The organism is Lysobacter sp. DMC97 (assembly GCF_056313745.1).
The window spans coordinates 108,056-125,840 of record NZ_JBQUZR010000004.1 but is presented as its reverse complement, the minus strand read 5'-3'; the positions used below and the strand labels follow the sequence as shown (position 1 = coordinate 125,840).

Sequence of the window (17,785 nt, the reverse complement as noted above, 5' to 3'; positions counted from 1 at the left end):
CGAACCCTAGCAGACGAACGTGGCCGGCGGGAGACGGAAATGTGTCCTGCCGGCGCTCCGGTTCATCTTCCGGCGTGCTTACTCCGCCGCCTCGGGCTTGGGCTTGCGCACGCGCCTGGCCGGCGCCTTGGCGGCAGCGGCCTGCGCGGCCTTCTTGGCGGCCTTGGCCTTGCGAGGCGCGGCGGCCGGCTTGCCACCCTGGCGACGCAACTCGGCGGTCAGGGTCTCGACGCGGGCGCTGAGATCGTTGAGGTCTTCGCGGCTGGGCACGCCCAGCTTGACGAGCGCGCGCTGGACGCGGTCCTCGAAGACCTTCTCCAGCTTGTCCCAGGTGTCGGTGGCGCGCTCGCGGGCCTGGCCGACGCGGCTTTCGACGACATCGCGGACGACGTCGGCGCGGCCGCCGGCGAACTTGCGCATGGTCTGCTCCAGACCCATGCCTTCCTTCACCAGCGCTTCGAACAGCTTGCCGCCTTCGGCCTGGGCGCGCGAGAACGCGCCGACGCCGGCCAGCCACACCTGCTGGGCGGATTCGCTGAGGGTCTTCGACAGCTGTTCGGCGTTGCCGGCCGGTGCAGCCTTGGCCTTGGAACTGGTCTTCTTCGCGGTGGTCTTCTTGAACTTGGCCATATGCCCTCCCAGCGGGCGCGTGATCGATTGCGCGGCAGAATGCGGGAGTTGTCTAGAGTATTCACACGAAGCGCGCGATCCGGTCACGCGATCGGATCGCGCCGTGCAGCGTGCCCGCCCGACGATCGCCGGTGCAGGCGCGCGACGCGGCGATCAGCCGCGCCGGCTGCGCAGCAGGTGTTCGGTTTCGTCGAGCGCGCGGCGCAGGCGCGCCGTGGTCTCGGTGCTGCGCGGGGGCGCCTTGCCCAGTCCGCTGAGGACCGTGCGATGGCGATCGTCCAGCACGTCCCGGCGCAGGCGGATGCCATGCGCGGCCAGCACCGGGCCGAGGGTGTCGGCGCGATCGCGCAGGTCCTGCAGCGTGTTGCGGTAGCCGAGTTGGCACACGCGGCGGCGGTTGGAGAAACTGAAGGCGTTGGTGAAGAACATCTCGCCGTTGCTGGCGTTCGGTTCGAAGATCAGCTGGTCGATCCCCGGGTACTGCTGGGCGTATTTCGCCAAGCCGACCTGCATGCGCGACTGCAGCAGGGTGCGGAAAGTCTGCGACATCACCGCCGGCAGGCCGCCCTGCCAGATGCGGTGCGGGCCTTGCGCGGGGCGCGGGCCGGTGTCGCGATCGACCTGGGTGGAATCGAACGGCACCAGCGGATTGATGCCGATCAGCAGGTCGATGCCCCGCTCCAGCAGCACCGAGGCGTGCATGGTGCGGCGCAGGGCGCCGTCGACGTAGTGCCGGCCGTGCACTTCCACCGGCGGATACAGCCCCGGCAGCGCCGCGCTGGCCTGCACGGCCCGGGAGATCGGGACGTCCTTCCACGGGTCGGCGCCGAAGCGCACGGCCTCGCCGCTGTCGAGATCGACCGCGACCACGAACAGGTCGCGGTCGAGCTGGCGGAAGTCGTTGCTGCGGCCGCGCCGGGAGAAGATCTCGCGCAGGAAGCGCTCGATCTCGGCGTTGTCGAACAGGCCGGTGGGCACCAGGCTGCCGAAGCGCATCATCATGTCGGTCAGGCGCGATTCGCGCGGCGACAGCAGGCTGCTCCACCACTCGAACGCCAGCCGCGGCAGCGTCGAGGCCCGGCGCATGTACTCGAACACCGCCGGGCGCAGGAACTGTTCCGGCCGGAATGGCACGTCGTCGCTGTCGCCGGTGATGAAGATCCGGCACATCTCGGTCGTGCTCATGCGGTTGACGAGGCCGGCGGCGAGGAACGCGCCGCTGCTGACGCCGACGTAGCTGTCCAGCCGGGTGAGGTCGAGGCCGTCGAACGCGTCGTCGAGGGCGCGCAGCGCGCCCAGCTCGTACATCGCACCGATCGGTCCGCCGCCGGCGATGGCGAGTCCGATACGGGCGTTGGAGGGGGCGGAGACGGCGGCGGACTTGGCCCGGCGACGGTTCGGCCCGGACTGGACCGGTCGCGGTGCGGCGTGGAGTGAGAGCATGCGGACGCTACGAAGGGAACCGGTCGAGTGTAGCCGAAAGGCCGTTCGGCCAACGCCGGATCCGGTCAAACGCTGTCATCCGCAATGACGCGCACGATCAAGTGCTTGATTCGACGAGTTTCTTCGCGATGGATGACGCCGACGCTTGCCGCATCGCGGCAAGCGGCCGATCATCCCCGACGATGAAGACGGTCACCCCCGGCAAGGCGTTCGCAGGACGCCGGCTCGATCGCCGCCGCCTCGGCGCGGCGCTGACGCGACGGCTCGCCTGGCACCAGGCGCTGCACGATCCCGCGCGTGAGCCGCGCAACGGGCTGCGCTGGCTGCCCGAGCTGCGGCGCTGGCAGGCGGCGCGGCTGTCAGCGAGCTTCGAAGGTTTCATGAGCGACCCGAAGCGGCGCCCGGCCGCCGAGTTCTTCCTGACCGATCTCTACGGCGACCGCGATTTCAGCCGCCGCGACGCCGACATTGCCCGGGTCGCGCCGATGATGCTGCGGCTGATGCCGCAGAGCCTGGTGGAGACGCTGGCCGACGCGGTCGAACTGGGCGCCCTGAGCCATGCTTTCGACCTGCGGATGGCCGAGGCGCTGGACCGCATCGCGCCGCGGCGCAAGGTGCTGGACGACGATCTCTATGCCCGTGCCTACCGCGAGGTGGGGCTGCCGCGGCTGCGGGCGCATCAGATCGACCTGATCGTGGTCGCCGGCGTCGGCCTCGGGCACGCGCTGCGCACCCGTGGCGTCGCGACCCTGCTGGCGATGCTGCGCGGCCCGGCGCGGGCGGCGGGCTTCGGCGAGCTGCAGTCGTTCCTGGAGCGGGGCTTCGGTGCCTACGGCGAGCTGGACGACGTCGACGACTTCCTCGCGGACATCGAGCGCAGCGAACGCGAGGTGTCGCGCCGGCTGTTCGCCGGGGCACCGCAGCCGTTCGCGCCGCTGCCGGACGCGCATCCGCCGGGTGCCCGCCGGACCCGGCGCGGGAAGCGCTGAGGACGGCCGACGCGGCGGATCGGGTGCGGCGGATCAGGTGAAGCCGATCAGCTGAAGCGTTCGTCGAGGACGCGCTGGATCTCGTGTTCGATCGGGCCCTTGAACGCCGACACCAGGAAGCCGAGCTTCGCGGTCACGTGCAGTTCCTTCGGCTTCAGCGCGATCTTGCCGTCCACGCCCGAGCGGCTGAAGTGCAGGTCGTCGCCCTGCCAGCCGTACTCGACATCGAAGCGCTCGGCGAGTTTCTTCGCGACCTCCTCCACCGCCTTGCGCGCCTTGGCGTGCGGGAGGGAATGCGAGTGACGGATGTCGATGCCGGACATGAAGGCTCCCGAGGGCGTGCGATGGGTCGAATCGACGGAAGTCTACCCACGCGTGCCGCCGTTGTCGCCGGGGGGCTGCGGCGCGTGGAGCATGCTAGATTGCGCCCGCATGGAAGGTCTGAAACTCCGTTTCCCGCAGCACCACCATCCGGAAATGCCGCTCGGCGCCGGGGTGCACGCCATCGGCCGCATCGGTGACACCGTGGGTCTGGTCGGCGACGACGAGGCACCGTCGGTGCGGCTGTTCGTCGATCGGCGCGGGGTGTGGATGACGGTGGCCGACGGCGCCCGCGGCATCCACGTCAACGGCCGGCCGGTGAAGCGCATGGCGATGCTGCGCCTGGGCGATGCGATCTATCTCGACGGCGTCGAAATGCTGCTGGTGTCGTCGAAACCGGTGGAGACGCTGCCCGACGCGATGCGCCACGTGCCCGGCGAATTCCAGGGCGACTGCCGCGTGGTCGTGCGCGGCGTCGGCGGGCGGCACCACGGCCGCAGTTTCACCCTCGAATCCCCGCGGCTGGTCGGGCGCAGCGAAGACGCCCACATCCGCATCGACGACCCGGCCTTCGCCGAGCGCCACGCCCGCATCGAGATGATCGGCAACCGGGTGGTGCTGCGCGACCTCGGCAGCGGCGACGGCAGCGTGGTCAACGGCATGCCGGTGCGCGATGCGCTGCTGGCCCCGGGCGACCAGATCGTGTTCGACCAGCACCACCGGTTCGTGATCGAGGCGCCGGCGGCGCAGGGCGCGACGCTCGCGCGCAGCACTGTCGTGGTCGAGCCGACCCAGGAACCCGCGCCGCCGCCGCGCCGCGACCGCAACCTGTCGTGGCTGCTGCTGGCCGCGCTGCTGCTGGCGGCGGCGATCGCCGCGCTACTGCTGCTGGGCGGCCACTGACCGCGACGCCGGCGCGGCCGGCGTCCGCAACCGCCGCACGAGGCGCGCGCCCAGCAGGACGGCGAGCAGCCCGGCGTACAGCGCCGGCTCGCGGATGTCGGACTTCACCAGCCACCAGAAGTGCAGTACGGCGAACACGCCGATGGCATACACCAGCTTGTGCAGCTGGCCCCAGCGCCGGCCCAGCCGCCGCATCCAGCCGCGAGTGGAGGTGATCGCCAGCGGCACCAGCAGCAGCCAGGCGATGAAGCCGACGGTGATGTACGGGCGCTTGGCGATCTCCTCGAAGATCTGCGTCCAGTAGCCGCGCAGGTCGAGCGCCAGGTAGGCGGCGAAGTGCAGGGTGGCGTAGGCGAAGACATGGAGGCCCAGCATCCGCCGGAACCGCAGCAGCCCGGTCTGCCCGGTCAGGTGCCGCAGCGGCGTGATCGCCAGCACGAGGATCAGGAACCGCAGCGCCCACAGCCCCAGGCGGTGTTCGACCTCGGCCACCGGATCGGCGCCGAGGGCGTCGCTGCCGGTCTTGAAGACCTCCCAGAACTGCCAGCCGAGGATCGCCAGTGGCGTCAGGCAGAGGGCGTGGACGAGGGTCTTGGCGGCGATGAGGCGTTTGGAAGCGTTGGGCATCGAAATGACATCGGTAGAGCGGCCTGACCAGCCATTCGGCTGTTGAAGACCAGGCCGCTTGAAACGAGGAAAGCGTTTGAAGGCAGCGGATCTGTGTTCCGCCTGCCGCCGCTTCGAGGGAATGGAGCGGCCTGAAGGCCGCTCTACCAGGCGAGGGGCGGGATCAGAACCACTTCTTCAGGTCGAGGCCCTTGTACATCCCCGCCACCTGCTCCGCGTAGCCGTTGAACAGCCGGGTCGGGATGCGCTCGGCGAACAGCTTGCTGGCGGTGCCGCTGATCCGGCGCTCGGTCTTCTGGCTCCAGCGCGGGTGGTCGACGTTCGGGTTGACGTTGCTGAAGAAGCCGTATTCGTCCGGCTGCAGCATGTTCCAGGAGGTTTCCGGCATCTTCTCGACGAAGCGGATGGCGACGATCGACTTGATGCCCTTGAAGCCGTACTTCCACGGCACGACCAGTCGCACCGGCGCGCCGTTCTGCTGCGGCAGCGGCTTGCCGTACAGGCCGGTGGCGAGCAGCGTCAGCGGGTGCATGGCCTCGTCGATGCGCAGGCCCTCGCGGTACGGCCAGTCGATCGAGCGGTAGGCCACGCCCGGCATCTGCTGCGGGTCGGCCAGGCTGGTGAAGGCGACGAACTTCGCCTTCGAGGTCGGTTCGAACCGCTTCAGCACCTCCGCCAGCGGGATGCCCAGCCATGGCAGCACCATCGACCAGCCCTCGACGCAGCGCATGCGGTAGACCCGTTCCTCCGGCTTGCGGGACTTGATCAGCTCGGCCAGGTCCAGCCGGCCGGGCTTGGCGCACTCGCCAGAGACCGCGATCGACCACGGCGACGTGCGCAGGGTCTTCGCCGCCTCGCCGGGGTCGCCCTTGCCGGTGCCGAACTCGTAGAAGTTGTTGTAGCTGGTGGCGTCTTCGTAGCGGGTCAGCTCCTCGGTCGTGCGGAAGCCGGCCTTGAGCTGCGCCGGGGAGACGGCCGTCTTCGGCGGCGGGGGCGGGTCGGCCTCGGCGCAGCCGGACAGGGCGAGGGTGGGGCTGGCGGCGAGCAGGCCGAGCAGCCGCCGGCGGTCGCGCCAGACCGACTCGTCGGTGATCTCGTCGGCGGGGACGCGCTGGGCGTCGCGGAGGGAGGCGGGCAGGGGCATGCGATATCTCCGGGAAAGGGGGCCGACCGGCACATTCGACTATAAGACGAGGCAAGCGGGCATTCGGTTGCGCCGGATTCGCGGGTTTCGGGCATGTCGACATGCCGGATCGACCTCCGTTCAGTTCCACAAGGTTGCTGCGCTGCGGCATACTCGGGGGCCCACCTCACACCTTCTGGAACTCCGATGTCGCGCGCGTTCAACTTCAGTGCCGGTCCCGCCGCCCTGCCCGAAAGCGTCCTCCGCCAGGCCCAGGCCGAAATGCTGGAATGGCGCGATTCCGGGGCGTCGATCGTCGAGCACAGCCACCGCGGCGCCGAGTTCATCGAAGTCGCCGCCCAGGCCGAAGCCGACCTGCGCACCCTGATGGCGATCCCGTCCGACTACGCCGTGCTGTTCCTCGGCGGCGGCGCCACCACCCAGCAGGCGCTGATCCCGCTCAACATCGCCGCCCCCGGCCAGGCCGTGGACTACGTCCTCAGCGGCCACTGGGGCAAGACCGCGGTCAAGCAGGCCAAGCCGTACGTCGACGTGCGCGTCGCCGCGACCAGCGAGGCCGGCGGCTTCCGCGACATCCCGGCCCGCGATACGTGGCAGCTCACGCCCGACGCCGCCTACGTCCACATCACCGCCAACGAGACCATCCACGGCGTGGAATTCCGCGACACCCCGGACGTCGGCGACGTGCCGCTGGTCGCCGACTTCAGCTCCAGCATCGCCTCCGAGCCGGTCGACGTCTCGAAGTACGGCGTCATCTACGCCGGCGCGCAGAAGAACCTCGGCCCGGTCGGCATCACGGTCGTGATCATCCGCAAGGACCTGCTGGAACGCGCCGGCCAGCCGCGCGCCGACATCTTCAACTACGCCTCGCACGCCAAGGGCGAGTCGATGCTCAACACGCCGCCGACCTGGAACTGGTACATGCTCGGCCTCAACGTGAAGTGGATGCTGGACGAAGGCGGCGTCGCCGAATTCGCCCGCCGCAGCGCCGCCAAGTCGAAGCTGCTGTACGACGCGATCGACGGCTCCGGCGGCTTCTACCGCAACGAGGTGAACCCGGCCGTGCGCTCGCGCATGAACGTGCCCTTCATCCTCCATGACGACGCGCTGGACAAGCCGTTCCTGTCCGAAGCCAAGGCCGCCGGCCTGCTGGCGCTGAAGGGCCATCGCGCCGTCGGCGGCATGCGCGCCTCGATCTACAACGCCATGCCGGTCGAAGGCGTGCAGGCGCTGGTCGATTTCATGCAGGACTTCAAGCAACGTCATGGCTGAGCGACGTCCGCGCAAGCCGGCGAAGCAGGTCGCCGCCACATCCGGCAGGAAGCCCGCCGCCAAGGCCGCCGCGGAACCCGCGGCGGCGCCTGCTGCAGACGACGCGGCCGCCGGCAAGCCGTCCCGGGCGAAGTCGCCGGCGTCGGTCGGCATCCCGACCGACGCGCAGGGCAAGCCCGACCTCGCCGCGGTGCGTGCACAGATCGACGGCATCGACCGCGAGATCCAGTCGCTGATCGCCGAGCGCGCGCTGTGGGCGCACCAGGTCGGCAAGGCCAAGGGCAAGCTCGCCGCCGCGGTCGACTACTACCGCCCCGAACGCGAGGCGCAGGTGCTGCGCCGCGTGGTCGACCGCAACGAAGGCCCGCTGTCCGACGAAGTGCTGGTGCGGCTGTACCGCGAGATCATGTCCGCCTGCCTCGCGCAGCAGGAGCCGCTGCGCGTCGGCTACCTCGGCCCCGAGGGCACGTTCTCGCAGCAGGCGGTCTACAAGCACTTCGGCCACTCGGCGATGGCGTTGCCGCTGGGCACGGTGGAAGAGGTGTTCGACGACGTCGCCGCCGGCCATGCCGACTTCGGCGTGGTGCCGGTGGAGAACTCCGGCACCGGCACCATCCAGTCCACGCTCGACCTGTTCCTGACCTCGCCGCTGATGATCTGCGGCGAGATCGAGCTGCGGGTGAACCAGTACCTGCTGTCGCGCACCGGGCACATCGAGGACATCGAACGCGTCTACTCGCACGCGCTGTCGCTGGCGCAGTGCAAGGCGTGGCTGCGGCAGAACCTGCCGAAGGTCGAGAAGCACGCGGTGGTCAGCAACGCCGAAGGCGCGCGCCGCGCGCGCAACGCCGACGACGCCGCCGCGATCGCCGGCGAGAACGCCGGCCATGCCTACGGCCTGAAGGTCGTCGCCGGCCCGATCCAGGACCGCGCCGACAACACCACGCGCTTCCTCGTGATCGGCCGTGCGTCGTTCCCGAGTTCGGGCCACGATCGCACCTCGCTGCTGGTCTTCATCCGCGACCAGCCCGGCGCGCTGTACCGCATCCTCGAACCGCTGGCGCGACGCGAGATCAGCATGAACCGCATCGAATCGCGTCCCGCCCACGGCAAGCTGTGGCAGTACGCGTTCTTCATCGACGTGGCCGGCCATGCCGAGGAATCGCCGCTGAAGGACGCCCTCGCCGAGATCGACCGCTACGCCGGCGACGTCCGCGTCCTGGGCTCGTACCCGGTGGCGGTGCCGTAACCGGAGCGCTCGATCTCCGACGGTCATCCTCGCGCAGGCGAGGACCCAATCGTGATCACGATGACGGTTGGGTTCCCGCTTTCGCGGGAATGACGGTGTTTCAATCGTCATCCTCATCCGCAGCGACGCCCGCGAACGACGCCATTCTCTTCCCGCCATGACCGACGAAGCCTTCTTCTCCTCGCTCGCCCGCCCCGGCCTCCAGCGCCTGCGTGCCTACGACCCGGGCCACGACCTCGTCGCGTTCCGGCGCCGGTTCGAGGGACGGCACCTGGTCGAACTCGGCTCCAACGAAAACCCCTACGGCCCCAGCGCGAAGGCGAAGGAGGCCGTGCTCGGCACGATCCACGCCAGCTACCGCTATCCCGATCCGCTGGGCGGCGACCTCAAGCGCGCGCTCGCCGCGAAGCATGGCGTCGATCCCGCGTCGATCCTGCTCGGCAACGGTTCGCACGAGCTGCTGATGCAGTTCGCGCAGGTATTCGCCGGCCCCGACGCCGACGTGGTCGCCTCGAAGTACGGCTTCGCGGTCTACGCGATCGCCGCGCAGGCGGCCGACGCGCCGCTGCGGATCGCGCCCTGCCATCCCGCCGACCACGCGATGCCGCGCGGCCACGACCTCGACGCCATCGCCGCGGCGATCACGCCGTCGACGCGGCTGGTGTACCTCGCGAATCCGAACAATCCCACCGGCACCTGGTTCGGTGCCGACGCCTTCGCCGCGTTCCTCGCGAAGGTGCCGGCACACGTGATCGTGGTCGTCGACGAGGCCTACGCCGAGTTCGTCGACGCGCCGGAATGGGCGTCCGCGCTCGGTTGCGTCGCGTCGCATCCGAACCTCGTCGTCGCCCGCACCTTCAGCAAGGCCTACGCGCTGGCGGGGTTGCGCGTGGGCTACGCGATCGGCCATCCCGGCCTGATCGCGGTGATGGAGCGCGTGCGCGAAAGCTTCAACGTCAACACGCCCGGGCTGGCCGCGGCCGAGGCCGCGCTCGCCGACGACGAACACCTCGCATGGGTCGTCGCGCGGACCCGCGAGCAGCGCGCCGCGCTGGCCGAGGCGCTGCGGGCGCGCGGTCTGCGCGTGTTCCCGTCGCAGACGAATTTCCTGCTGGTGCAGTTCGCCGAGCCGGGCGACGAGGCGCGGGTCGCCGCGATCGACGCCGCGCTGATCGACCGCGGCATCGTGCTGCGGCCGATGGGCGGCTACGGCCTCGGTCACTGCCTGCGCATCACCGTCGGCGACGCCGACGAAAACCGCCGGCTGCTCGCCGGCCTCGACGAGGTGCTGGCATGAGCGGCGGCGCACGCAAGGACTGGATCGTCGGCCCCGGCCGCCCGTTGACCGGACGCCTGCGCGTGCCCGGCGACAAGTCGGTGTCGCACCGCGCGATCATGCTGGCCTCGCTGGCCGAAGGCGTGTCGCGCATCGACGGCTTCCTCGAAGGCGAGGACACCCGTGCCACCGCGGCGGTGTTCCAGCGCCTCGGCGTCAAGATCGAAGCGCCGTCGCCGCAGTCGCGCATCGTCCATGGCGTGGGCCTGCACGGCCTGCGTGCCAGCGCCGAGGCGCTCGATTGCGGCAACGCCGGCACCGGCATGCGCCTGCTTGCCGGCGTGCTGGCGGGGCAGGCGTTCGACAGCACGCTGGTCGGCGACGCCTCGCTGTCGAAGCGGCCGATGCGTCGCGTGATCGAGCCGCTGTCGGCGATGGGCGCCGCGTTCGACAGCGAACCCGGCGGCCTGCCGCCACTGCGCATCCGCGGCGGCCGCGCGCTGCAGGGCATCGACTACACGCTGCCGGTCGCCAGCGCGCAGGTGAAGTCGGCGCTGTTGCTGGCCGGCCTGTACGCCGAGGGCGACACCGTCGTCCACGAACCGCACCCGACCCGCGACTACACCGAGCGCATGCTCACTGCCTTCGGCTGGCCGATCGAATTCGAGCCCGGCGTCGCGCGCGTGCGCGGCGGTGCGGGCAACGCGCATGCACTGCGCGCGACCGACGTGCACGTGCCGGCGGATTTCTCGTCCGCGGCGTTCTTCCTCGTCGCCGCCAGCGTGATCCCCGGCTCCGACCTGACGCTCGAAGCGGTCGGCATGAACCCGCGCCGCACCGGCCTGCTGCAGGCGCTGCGGATGATGGGCGCCGACATCGAGGAAGCGAACGCCACGAAGGCCGGCGGCGAAGCCGTCGCCGACCTGCGCGTGCGCGCCGCGCCGCTGCGCGGCATCGCCGTGCCCGAAGCGATCGTGCCGGACATGATCGACGAGTTCCCCGCGCTGTTCGTCGCCGCGGCCTGCGTCGAAGGCGAGACCCGCATCTCCGGCGCCGCGGAACTGCGGGTGAAGGAGTCCGACCGCCTCGCCGCGATGTCCGCCGCGCTGCGCGCGCTGGGCGTGCGCGTGGACGAGGTCGAGGACGGCGCGACGATCTTCGGCCGCGGCCCCGGCGACACCGGCCCCGCCTTCGCCGTCGATCCCGCGACGCCCGTCGTCATCGACAGCCTCGGCGACCACCGCATCGCCATGGCGTCCGCGATCGCCGGCCAGCGCTGCAACGGCACGTTCGCCATCGGCGACATCGCCAACGTCGCGACCTCGTTCCCCGGCTTCGACGACCTCGCCCGCGGCGCCGGCTTCGCCCTCCGCGACGCCTGATCAGATGGTTTGGTAGAGCGGAGCAAAGCTCCGCTACCTCGTTTCGATCCTGGTAGAGCGGCCTTCAGGCCGCTGCTTTTGATTTCATCGCGAAAAGCAGCGGCCTGAAGGCCGCTCTACCGAGCGAGTTGCGTCGGGCGATCTGCTTTCGAGCTGGTTTCCTACGACGATTTCGGAGAAATCCGATGCAACCGCATGCGTTGGCCGACGACGATGCCGCATGTCCAGTCCACGGCTCGCGCGCGGCAGGTCTTCCGAAATCGGTCGCATCTATTCGGTGACGATCGTCTGCCACCGCAGGGCGAGACGCTTCGGTTTCCCGGCCAACGTCGCATGCCTTGCCCGGGAACTGAGGCGGTTGCAGGACGAAGATCGGGTTCGCAACCTCGTCTGGGTAGCGATGCCCGACCATGTGCATTGGTTGTTCGCGCTGCGCGCCGGCACGCTGGCACAGGTCGTTGCGCTCCTGAAGGGACGATCCTCGCGCAGGATCGCGAAATCGCACGAGGCAAATTCGCCTTTCTGGCAGCCGGGCTATTTCGATCATGCCTTGCGCCACGACGAGGCGCTGGAGCGCCACGCGCGTTATCTCGTGGAGAACCCGCTTCGTGCGGGTCTCGTGTCGTGCCCGAAGGATTACCTGCATTGGTGGTGCGCGTGGGATCCCTTCGCGTAAGAATTCCCCGGCTCGCTCGGTAGAGCGGCCTTCAGGCCGCTGCTCTTGATTCCATCGCGAAACAGCAGCGGCCTGAAGGCCGCTCTACCAAGGTGCGGCGTCTCTGGATACGGATCAACGCTCCAGCGAAAACGCGATCGGCGCCTCGACGACGCCGGGCACCGGCTGGCCGTTGCGCTGGGCGGGGCGGAACTTCCAGCGGCGGGCGGCGGCGAGGGCGGCGCGGTCGAGGCTGCGCGAGCCGGTGCGGGTGACGAGGCTGACTTCGACCGGTTCGCCGTCGGCGCCCACTTCGATGCGGACCACCGCGGTGCCGGTCTCGCCGTTGCGGATGGCGTCCGGCGGGTAGCTGGGCGCGGGACGGGAGATCGGCACCGGCGTGTCGCCCGGGGCCAGTGCCTGCGCGGGGCGCGGGGCGTCGGGTGGCGGGGCGCTGGCCTGCGCCGGGGTGGGCGCGGGGGCCTGCGATGCCACCGGCGGCGGTGCCGGGCGCGGGTTGCGCAGCGCGGCCTCGGCGGCTTCGGTCAGGCCGCTGGCGCTCTGGCCGCCGCTGGTTTGCGGGGCGGGCAGGGGCTCGAACACCTGGCCGTCGCCGCCCGCGGGATGGTCCGGCGCGCGGTAGAAATCGCCGTTGTCGCGCATGTCCAGCCACAGCAGGAAGAACAGCAGCAGACCGACGCCGAAGCCGGCGCCGGCGATCCACCAGACGCGGCGCGAGAGACCGAAACGGCGGCCCGGCGACGGGCCCTGCGGCGGAACGGAACCGGCAGTCGACATGCGGAAAGGGGACGTTCGCGGGGGAGCCCGATTGTGGCACACGCCCGCGGCGCGTCATGGCGCAGTGGCTGAACCGCGGATCGCGGCCGGATTCGGGCGATAATCCCGATTCCCTCACGCCGCCACGCCTCCCCATGCTCGATCCTGCCCTGCTGCGCCAACAGCCCGCCGACCTGGCCGCCCGCCTCAAGGACACCCGCGGCTACGACCTCGATGTCGCCGGTCTGATGCTGCTCGAATCCGAGCGCAAGCAGCTGCAGGTGCGCACGCAGGAGCTGCAGAACCTGCGCAACACCCGCAGCAAGCAGATCGGCATGCTCAAGGCCAAGGGCGAGGACGTGTCGGCGGTGATGGCCGAAGTCGCCGGCTTCGGCGACGAACTGAAGGCCAGCGAGGCCCGCCTCGACGAGATCAAGGCCGCGATCGACGCCATTGCCGCGACCTTGCCGAACCTGCCGCACGAATCGGTGCCGCTTGGTGCCGACGAGCACACCAACGTCGAGCAGCACCGTTGGGGCACGCCGCGCACGTTCGACTTCGCGGTGAAGGACCACGTCGAACTCGGTGCCCGCCACGGTTGGCTGGACGCCGAGACCGCCGCCAAGCTCAGCGGCGCCCGCTTCACCGTGCTGCGCGGCCAACTGGCCCGCCTGCATCGCGCGCTGGCCCAGTTCATGCTGGACCTGCACACCAACGCGCACGGCTACGAGGAAACCAACGTCCCGCTGCTGGTGAACGCCGATTCGATGCGCGGCACCGGGCAGTTGCCGAAGTTCGAGGAGGATTTGTTCGCGACGTTCAAGCTTCCCGATGAACATACAAAGGCGCAATTTGTTGCGGATGTAGTTGATTGGGAAGAGCTAAAAAACAAGATCGATTGGAATGAATACGGCGCGATTCTCGCTCTTGAGAAAATTATATCTACGCATAAAGATCGATACCTCATCCCCACCAGCGAAGTCCCGCTCACCAACATCGTCCGCGACGAGATCGTCGACGCCGAGCGCCTGCCGCTGCGGATGACCGCGCATTCGATGTGCTTCCGCGCCGAGGCCGGCAGCGCCGGGCGCGACACCCGCGGCATGATCCGCCAGCACCAGTTCGAGAAGGTCGAACTGGTGTCGATCGCGAAGCCCGACGAGAGCGACGCCGAGCACGAGCGCATGACCCGCTGCGCCGAGACCGTGCTGGAGAAGCTCGGCCTGCCGTACCGCAAGGTGCTGCTGTGCACCGGCGACATGGGTTTCTCGGCGCGCAAGACCTACGACCTCGAAGTCTGGCTGCCGTCGCAGAATACCTACCGCGAGATCTCGTCGTGCTCGAACTGCGGCGATTTCCAGGCGCGGCGCATGCAGGCGCGCTGGCGCAACCCCGCGACCGGCAAGCCGGAGCTGGTGCACACCCTCAACGGGTCGGGCGTGGCCGTCGGCCGCGCGCTGATCGCGGTGATGGAGAACTACCAGAACGCCGACGGCTCGATCACCGTGCCCGAGGCGCTGCGCGGTTACATGGGCGGCGCCGAGCGCATCGCCTGACCGCGGCAAGGCGGCGATGGAGCCCGAGCGCGTCACGCCGCCCGACCTGCGCGCGATCGAAGCGGAACGGATTGCGCGCGAGCCGATCTTCCACCGGCCCGAGTTCGGCACCACGCGTGCCGACTTCGAGCGCATGACCGATCCTGCCTTCTGGGAAGTCGGCGCCTCGGGCCGGCGCTACTCGCGCGCGTTCGTCATCGACACCCTCGTGGCCCGGCACGCGGCGCCGCACGACGATCCGTGGGAAACGAGCGATTTCTGCTGCCAGCGGCTGGCCGACGGCCTCTACCTGCTGACCTACACCCTTGCCCAGGGCCCGCGGATCACCCGGCGGACGACCCTGTGGCGCCGCGACCCGGACGACTGGGTGATCGTCTTCCATCAGGGCACCCTCGTCGACGCTGGCTGAGCCCGCGCCTGCGGCCCCGGCCGATCGTGAATTCCGCCCGAAACGGGGCATTCGGCATTGCATGGGCGCGATAAAGCTGGTTCAATCGCGTCCATCGTTCCATCTCTGGAAAACTCGTCAGGGGGAATCGCCGTGAACGATCTCAACGATCTCTACTACTTCGCGATGGTGGTCGAACACTCCGGGTTCGCCGCCGCCGAGCGCGCGCTGGGCATCCCGAAGTCCCGCCTCAGTCGCCGCATCAGCCAGCTCGAAACCGACCTCGGCGCCCGCCTGCTGCAGCGTTCGACCCGCCGCTTCGCCGTCACCGACGTGGGCCAGAGCGTGTACCGCCACGCGCAGGCGATGCTGGCCGAGGCCGGCGCCGCCCGCGAGGTGGTCGACCGCCTCAGTGCCGAACCGCGCGGTCTGGTCCGCGTGAGCGTGCCGGTCGGCATCGCCCAGCAGCTCATTCCGCAGTTGCTGCCGGATTTCCTGGCCCGCTACCCGAAGGTGCGCGTGCAGTTGCACGTCAGCAACCGCCGGGTGGACGTGATCAACGAAGGCTTCGACGTCGCGATCCGCGTCCGCGCCAAGCTCGACGACGACGGCAGCCTGGTGATGCGCAGCTTCGGCCAGATCCAGGAACTGCTGGTCGCCAGTCCCGGTTATCTCGATCGCGCCGGCCGCCCGCGCGAACCCGAGGATCTCGCCGCCCATACCACGCTCAGCATGAGCGAGGACGAGGCCCGCCAGCGCTGGGAGCTGCAGGGCGAGGGTGGCGAAATCCGCCGCGTCGAACTCAAGCCGCGCATCGCCGGCTTCGACTTCCCGATGCTGATGGCGCTGGCCAAGCAGGGCCTCGGCATCACCCTGCTGCCCGAGACCATCTGCGCCGACGCCGTGCGCAGCCGCGAACTGGAAGTGGTGCTGCCGTCCTGGCGCCTGCCGATGGGCATCTGCCACGCCGTCTTCGCCTCCCGCCGCGGCCTGCTGCCGGCGGTGCGCATGTTCATCGACCACCTCGCCGAACACCTGCCGCCGCTGCTGGAATCCTCGCGCCTGCAGTGCCGCAACTGCCCCGGCGGCATGCCCCCGAAGGACAAGGACTGCGAGCAGGCGAAGGCCAAGGGCAAAGACACGGACAAGAGCGCTAGAATCGCCGAACCGGCGTGAGGGCGGGGCGCGGATCGCCTCCGCGCGATTCCCCGCCGCCCCGACCCTCGCTGCCGTTTCCGATGTCATCCCGAGCGCATGCGAGGGACCTGCTTTTCACCGCGGCTCGAACCGCAAAAAGCAGATCCCTCACCCGATGAAGCCGGGTTCGGGATGACAGGGAAGGGCTTCAGACAACGGAGAGATGGCCGAGTGGTTTAAGGCAGCAGTCTTGACTGCGGAGGCCGAAGGCCGGAGCGAACATCGACCGCAGGTCGATGGTCAAACTGGCGAAACGCGCAAGGCGCGTCGCACGACACACAACGGAGAGATGGCCGAGCGGTTTAAGGCACCGGTCTTGAAAACCGGCGAAGGGTCAAACCTTCCGTGGGTTCGAATCCCACTCTCTCCGCCATATATATATGCAAGTCGCTAGCACGGCGTTGGTTTTTTAGGGGGTTAGGTATGGCGAAGCGAGTTAGTATCATCAATTTTAAGGGTGGTGTCGGAAAAACAACGCTCGCTTTCCAGTTTGCCGCTGGGTTGGTGCGTTATCATGCGCCAGCGAGAGTCCTTGTCGTTGATATGGATCATCAGAGTAGCTTGTCGATTATCTGTCTTGGCCCCCAGGCGTGGAATGCAGCGGTTTCTGAAAACAGGACCGTGAATGAGGTGTTCAAGCCATTCATAGGTCAATCGCAAGTTATGCCTGGAAGTGAGATTATTTCTGGAACTCATCTTGCGCCGCAGCATTATTCGAATTTAAAAATTGTTCCGGCCAGTCTCCAGTTAGATGATATCGAGATTGAGCTTACCGCGTCCCATCACGGCAATGCGATTCAGTCTGAATGGAATAAACGGACACTGATTTGTCGTTGGCTTGAAGAGTCGGGCGTGGATGATGAGTTTGATTACATCATTTTTGATTGCCCGCCCGCGACTAAAATAGTTTCGCAAAATGCCATTGCTGCGAGTCACGGCTATGTCATACCCGTTATCCCGGAAGCGGTCATGGAGCGTGGCGCGCCACATTTGTTTAACATGGTAAAAACTGGCATTGATATGCGCCTGAATGCGTTGGCTGCCATGGGGACCCCTCGTGCGATGCATGTCCCTGATACGAAATTGGCGGGTGTCGCGATAACGCGTATTCAGACTCACGGACCCGCTGCGTCAGGTTATACCGACGATCATACGCAACACCTTGCATCATTGCAGCGTTACTGGAAGAATAATCTGGTCAAGCCTTATATCGAGGCTGGCACTGGCATATCGCAGGCTTTGGCCGAAGGTGTGCCTGTCTACGACCGATCAAATAATCAAAATGTCGGTGGTCGTGGATTCCATGCAATGTATCGTGATTTAACGAGCGCGCTTAAAGTAAGGGTGGATGCTTTATGAGAAGTAAGCTTTCTGCGTCCAAGTCGCGCCGGAGGCATATTACCGCTGCTGACGTGGGGCGCTACCTTAAGCATCTGGCTGCCATCAATCGCGACCCGCTGACTGGTAATGTCGAGATGAGCGATGCGTTAATTGAAATCGCTGCAGTTCTTATGGCTGCGAAATCCGCATCAGCGACCAAGACGCTTGAAGGTTTCATTGAAAAAGGTGGGTTTCATTTTGAGCAAAATCTTGATTTTCAGCTGCTGTCGCTTGACAAGGTTCGCGAATTTATAGCTAGGCCAAGTGTCTCTAAGTCTGAGTTGACCGCCATTGGTACCGAACGCTTCGGTATCGCCAAATCAAGAATGGATCGAGTTGCGCGTGATGAGCTCATCAAGATGATCTCATCAGCTATACAGCATGAAGAGTCACTCAACATCATTTCGGAAGAAGCCCAGCGCCACACTCGTACTTCCTAGCGGCGCATTGTTAGGCCCGGGTGCGCTGCGCTTCCCGGGCTACCGATTCGATCGCGCGCCGAGTCATCCTGCGATGGTGATGTCGGTCATCGTGCGCCGCGCTTGAAAAGCAAAAGCTAGAAGCAGGTCCCTCGCATGCGCTCGGGGTGACGGGTC

Annotated in this window: 18 protein-coding genes and 1 tRNA gene; 13 read left to right on the top strand and 6 right to left on the bottom strand. The window is 68.0% G+C overall.

Going from position 1 to position 17,785, the window contains the following annotated elements; genetic code table 11:
* Positions 1–78: 78 nt before the first annotated feature.
* Together ACT53Q_RS09765 and ACT53Q_RS09760 are read right to left on the bottom strand one after the other, a co-directional pair.
* Positions 79–630: a phasin family protein gene (locus ACT53Q_RS09765; RefSeq protein WP_476186460.1), complete on the bottom strand. Its 552-nt coding sequence runs from the start codon at positions 628–630 to the stop codon at positions 79–81.
* Positions 631–783: 153 nt separating this feature from the next.
* Positions 784–2,073: a patatin-like phospholipase family protein gene (locus ACT53Q_RS09760; protein WP_476186459.1), complete on the bottom strand. Its 1,290-nt coding sequence runs from the start codon at positions 2,071–2,073 to the stop codon at positions 784–786.
* A gap of 182 nt (positions 2,074–2,255) precedes the next feature.
* Here ACT53Q_RS09760 and ACT53Q_RS09755 point away from each other — a divergent pair, with 182 nt between their 5' ends.
* Positions 2,256–3,062 (top strand): DUF8198 family protein, encoded by an 807-nt coding sequence (locus ACT53Q_RS09755; protein WP_476186458.1) that lies wholly within the window; start codon positions 2,256–2,258, stop codon positions 3,060–3,062.
* Positions 3,063–3,109: 47 nt separating this feature from the next.
* On the opposite strand, the gene ACT53Q_RS09750 is transcribed toward ACT53Q_RS09755, so the two are convergent.
* On the bottom strand, positions 3,110–3,385 hold the full coding sequence (locus ACT53Q_RS09750; RefSeq protein WP_476186457.1) for a polyhydroxyalkanoic acid system family protein: 276 nt from the start codon (positions 3,383–3,385) through the stop codon (positions 3,110–3,112).
* A gap of 109 nt (positions 3,386–3,494) precedes the next feature.
* Here ACT53Q_RS09750 and ACT53Q_RS09745 point away from each other — a divergent pair, with 109 nt between their 5' ends.
* Positions 3,495–4,286 carry an FHA domain-containing protein gene (locus tag ACT53Q_RS09745; RefSeq protein ID WP_476186456.1) on the top strand — a complete coding sequence of 264 codons (792 nt, stop codon included), beginning with the start codon at positions 3,495–3,497 and terminating at the stop codon, positions 4,284–4,286.
* Here the strand turns inward: ACT53Q_RS09745 and msrQ are convergent.
* A complete protein-coding gene (gene msrQ / locus ACT53Q_RS09740; protein ID WP_476186455.1) occupies positions 4,263–4,913 on the bottom strand; it encodes a protein-methionine-sulfoxide reductase heme-binding subunit MsrQ in 651 nt (216 codons plus the stop codon). The genes ACT53Q_RS09745 and msrQ overlap by 24 nt on opposite strands.
* Positions 4,914–5,076: 163 nt before the next feature.
* Positions 5,077–6,057, bottom strand: a complete 981-nt coding sequence (gene msrP, locus ACT53Q_RS09735; protein ID WP_476186454.1) for a protein-methionine-sulfoxide reductase catalytic subunit MsrP — start codon at positions 6,055–6,057, stop codon at positions 5,077–5,079.
* Between the two features lie 186 nt (positions 6,058–6,243).
* Between msrP and serC the strand changes: the two genes are divergently transcribed.
* From serC to ACT53Q_RS09710, 5 genes are all read left to right on the top strand, one after another.
* Positions 6,244–7,329: a 3-phosphoserine/phosphohydroxythreonine transaminase gene (serC, locus tag ACT53Q_RS09730; RefSeq protein WP_476186453.1), complete on the top strand. Its 1,086-nt coding sequence runs from the start codon at positions 6,244–6,246 to the stop codon at positions 7,327–7,329.
* Positions 7,322–8,578 (top strand): prephenate dehydratase, encoded by a 1,257-nt coding sequence (gene pheA, locus ACT53Q_RS09725; RefSeq protein WP_476186452.1) that lies wholly within the window; start codon positions 7,322–7,324, stop codon positions 8,576–8,578. The genes serC and pheA overlap by 8 nt, the downstream gene beginning before the upstream one ends.
* 157 nt (positions 8,579–8,735) lie before the next feature.
* On the top strand, positions 8,736–9,875 hold the full coding sequence (hisC, locus tag ACT53Q_RS09720; protein ID WP_476186451.1) for a histidinol-phosphate transaminase: 1,140 nt from the start codon (positions 8,736–8,738) through the stop codon (positions 9,873–9,875).
* Positions 9,872–11,236, top strand: a complete 1,365-nt coding sequence (gene aroA, locus ACT53Q_RS09715) for a 3-phosphoshikimate 1-carboxyvinyltransferase (protein WP_476186450.1) — start codon at positions 9,872–9,874, stop codon at positions 11,234–11,236. The genes hisC and aroA overlap by 4 nt, the downstream gene beginning before the upstream one ends.
* A gap of 220 nt (positions 11,237–11,456) precedes the next feature.
* The gene (locus ACT53Q_RS09710) at positions 11,457–11,912 is read left to right on the top strand and encodes an REP-associated tyrosine transposase (RefSeq protein WP_476186449.1); all 456 of its coding nucleotides are present in this window, start codon (positions 11,457–11,459) and stop codon (positions 11,910–11,912) included.
* Positions 11,913–12,026: 114 nt separating this feature from the next.
* On the opposite strand, the gene ACT53Q_RS09705 is transcribed toward ACT53Q_RS09710, so the two are convergent.
* Positions 12,027–12,689, bottom strand: coding sequence for an energy transducer TonB (locus ACT53Q_RS09705; RefSeq protein WP_476186448.1), 663 nt, complete (start codon positions 12,687–12,689; stop codon positions 12,027–12,029).
* 134 nt (positions 12,690–12,823) lie between these two features.
* On the opposite strand from ACT53Q_RS09705, the gene serS reads away from it, so the two are divergent.
* The 6 genes from serS to ACT53Q_RS09675 all read left to right on the top strand — a co-directional run bounded on the left by serS (position 12,824) and on the right by ACT53Q_RS09675 (position 17,629).
* Positions 12,824–14,224 carry a serine--tRNA ligase gene (gene serS / locus ACT53Q_RS09700; protein ID WP_476186447.1) on the top strand — a complete coding sequence of 467 codons (1,401 nt, stop codon included), beginning with the start codon at positions 12,824–12,826 and terminating at the stop codon, positions 14,222–14,224.
* A gap of 16 nt (positions 14,225–14,240) precedes the next feature.
* A complete protein-coding gene (locus tag ACT53Q_RS09695) occupies positions 14,241–14,633 on the top strand; it encodes a nuclear transport factor 2 family protein (protein WP_476186446.1) in 393 nt (130 codons plus the stop codon).
* A gap of 132 nt (positions 14,634–14,765) precedes the next feature.
* Entirely contained in the window at positions 14,766–15,788 is a 1,023-nt protein-coding gene (locus ACT53Q_RS09690; RefSeq protein ID WP_476186445.1) for a LysR family transcriptional regulator, read from the top strand.
* Positions 15,789–16,092: 304 nt separating this feature from the next.
* A tRNA-Ser gene (locus ACT53Q_RS09685) sits at positions 16,093–16,182 on the top strand.
* A gap of 50 nt (positions 16,183–16,232) precedes the next feature.
* Positions 16,233–17,168, top strand: coding sequence for a ParA family protein (locus ACT53Q_RS09680; protein ID WP_476186444.1), 936 nt, complete (start codon positions 16,233–16,235; stop codon positions 17,166–17,168).
* Positions 17,165–17,629: a hypothetical protein gene (locus ACT53Q_RS09675; RefSeq protein WP_476186443.1), complete on the top strand. Its 465-nt coding sequence runs from the start codon at positions 17,165–17,167 to the stop codon at positions 17,627–17,629. Before ACT53Q_RS09680 ends, ACT53Q_RS09675 begins: the two co-directional genes overlap by 4 nt.
* The last annotated feature ends 156 nt before the right edge of the window (positions 17,630–17,785 follow it).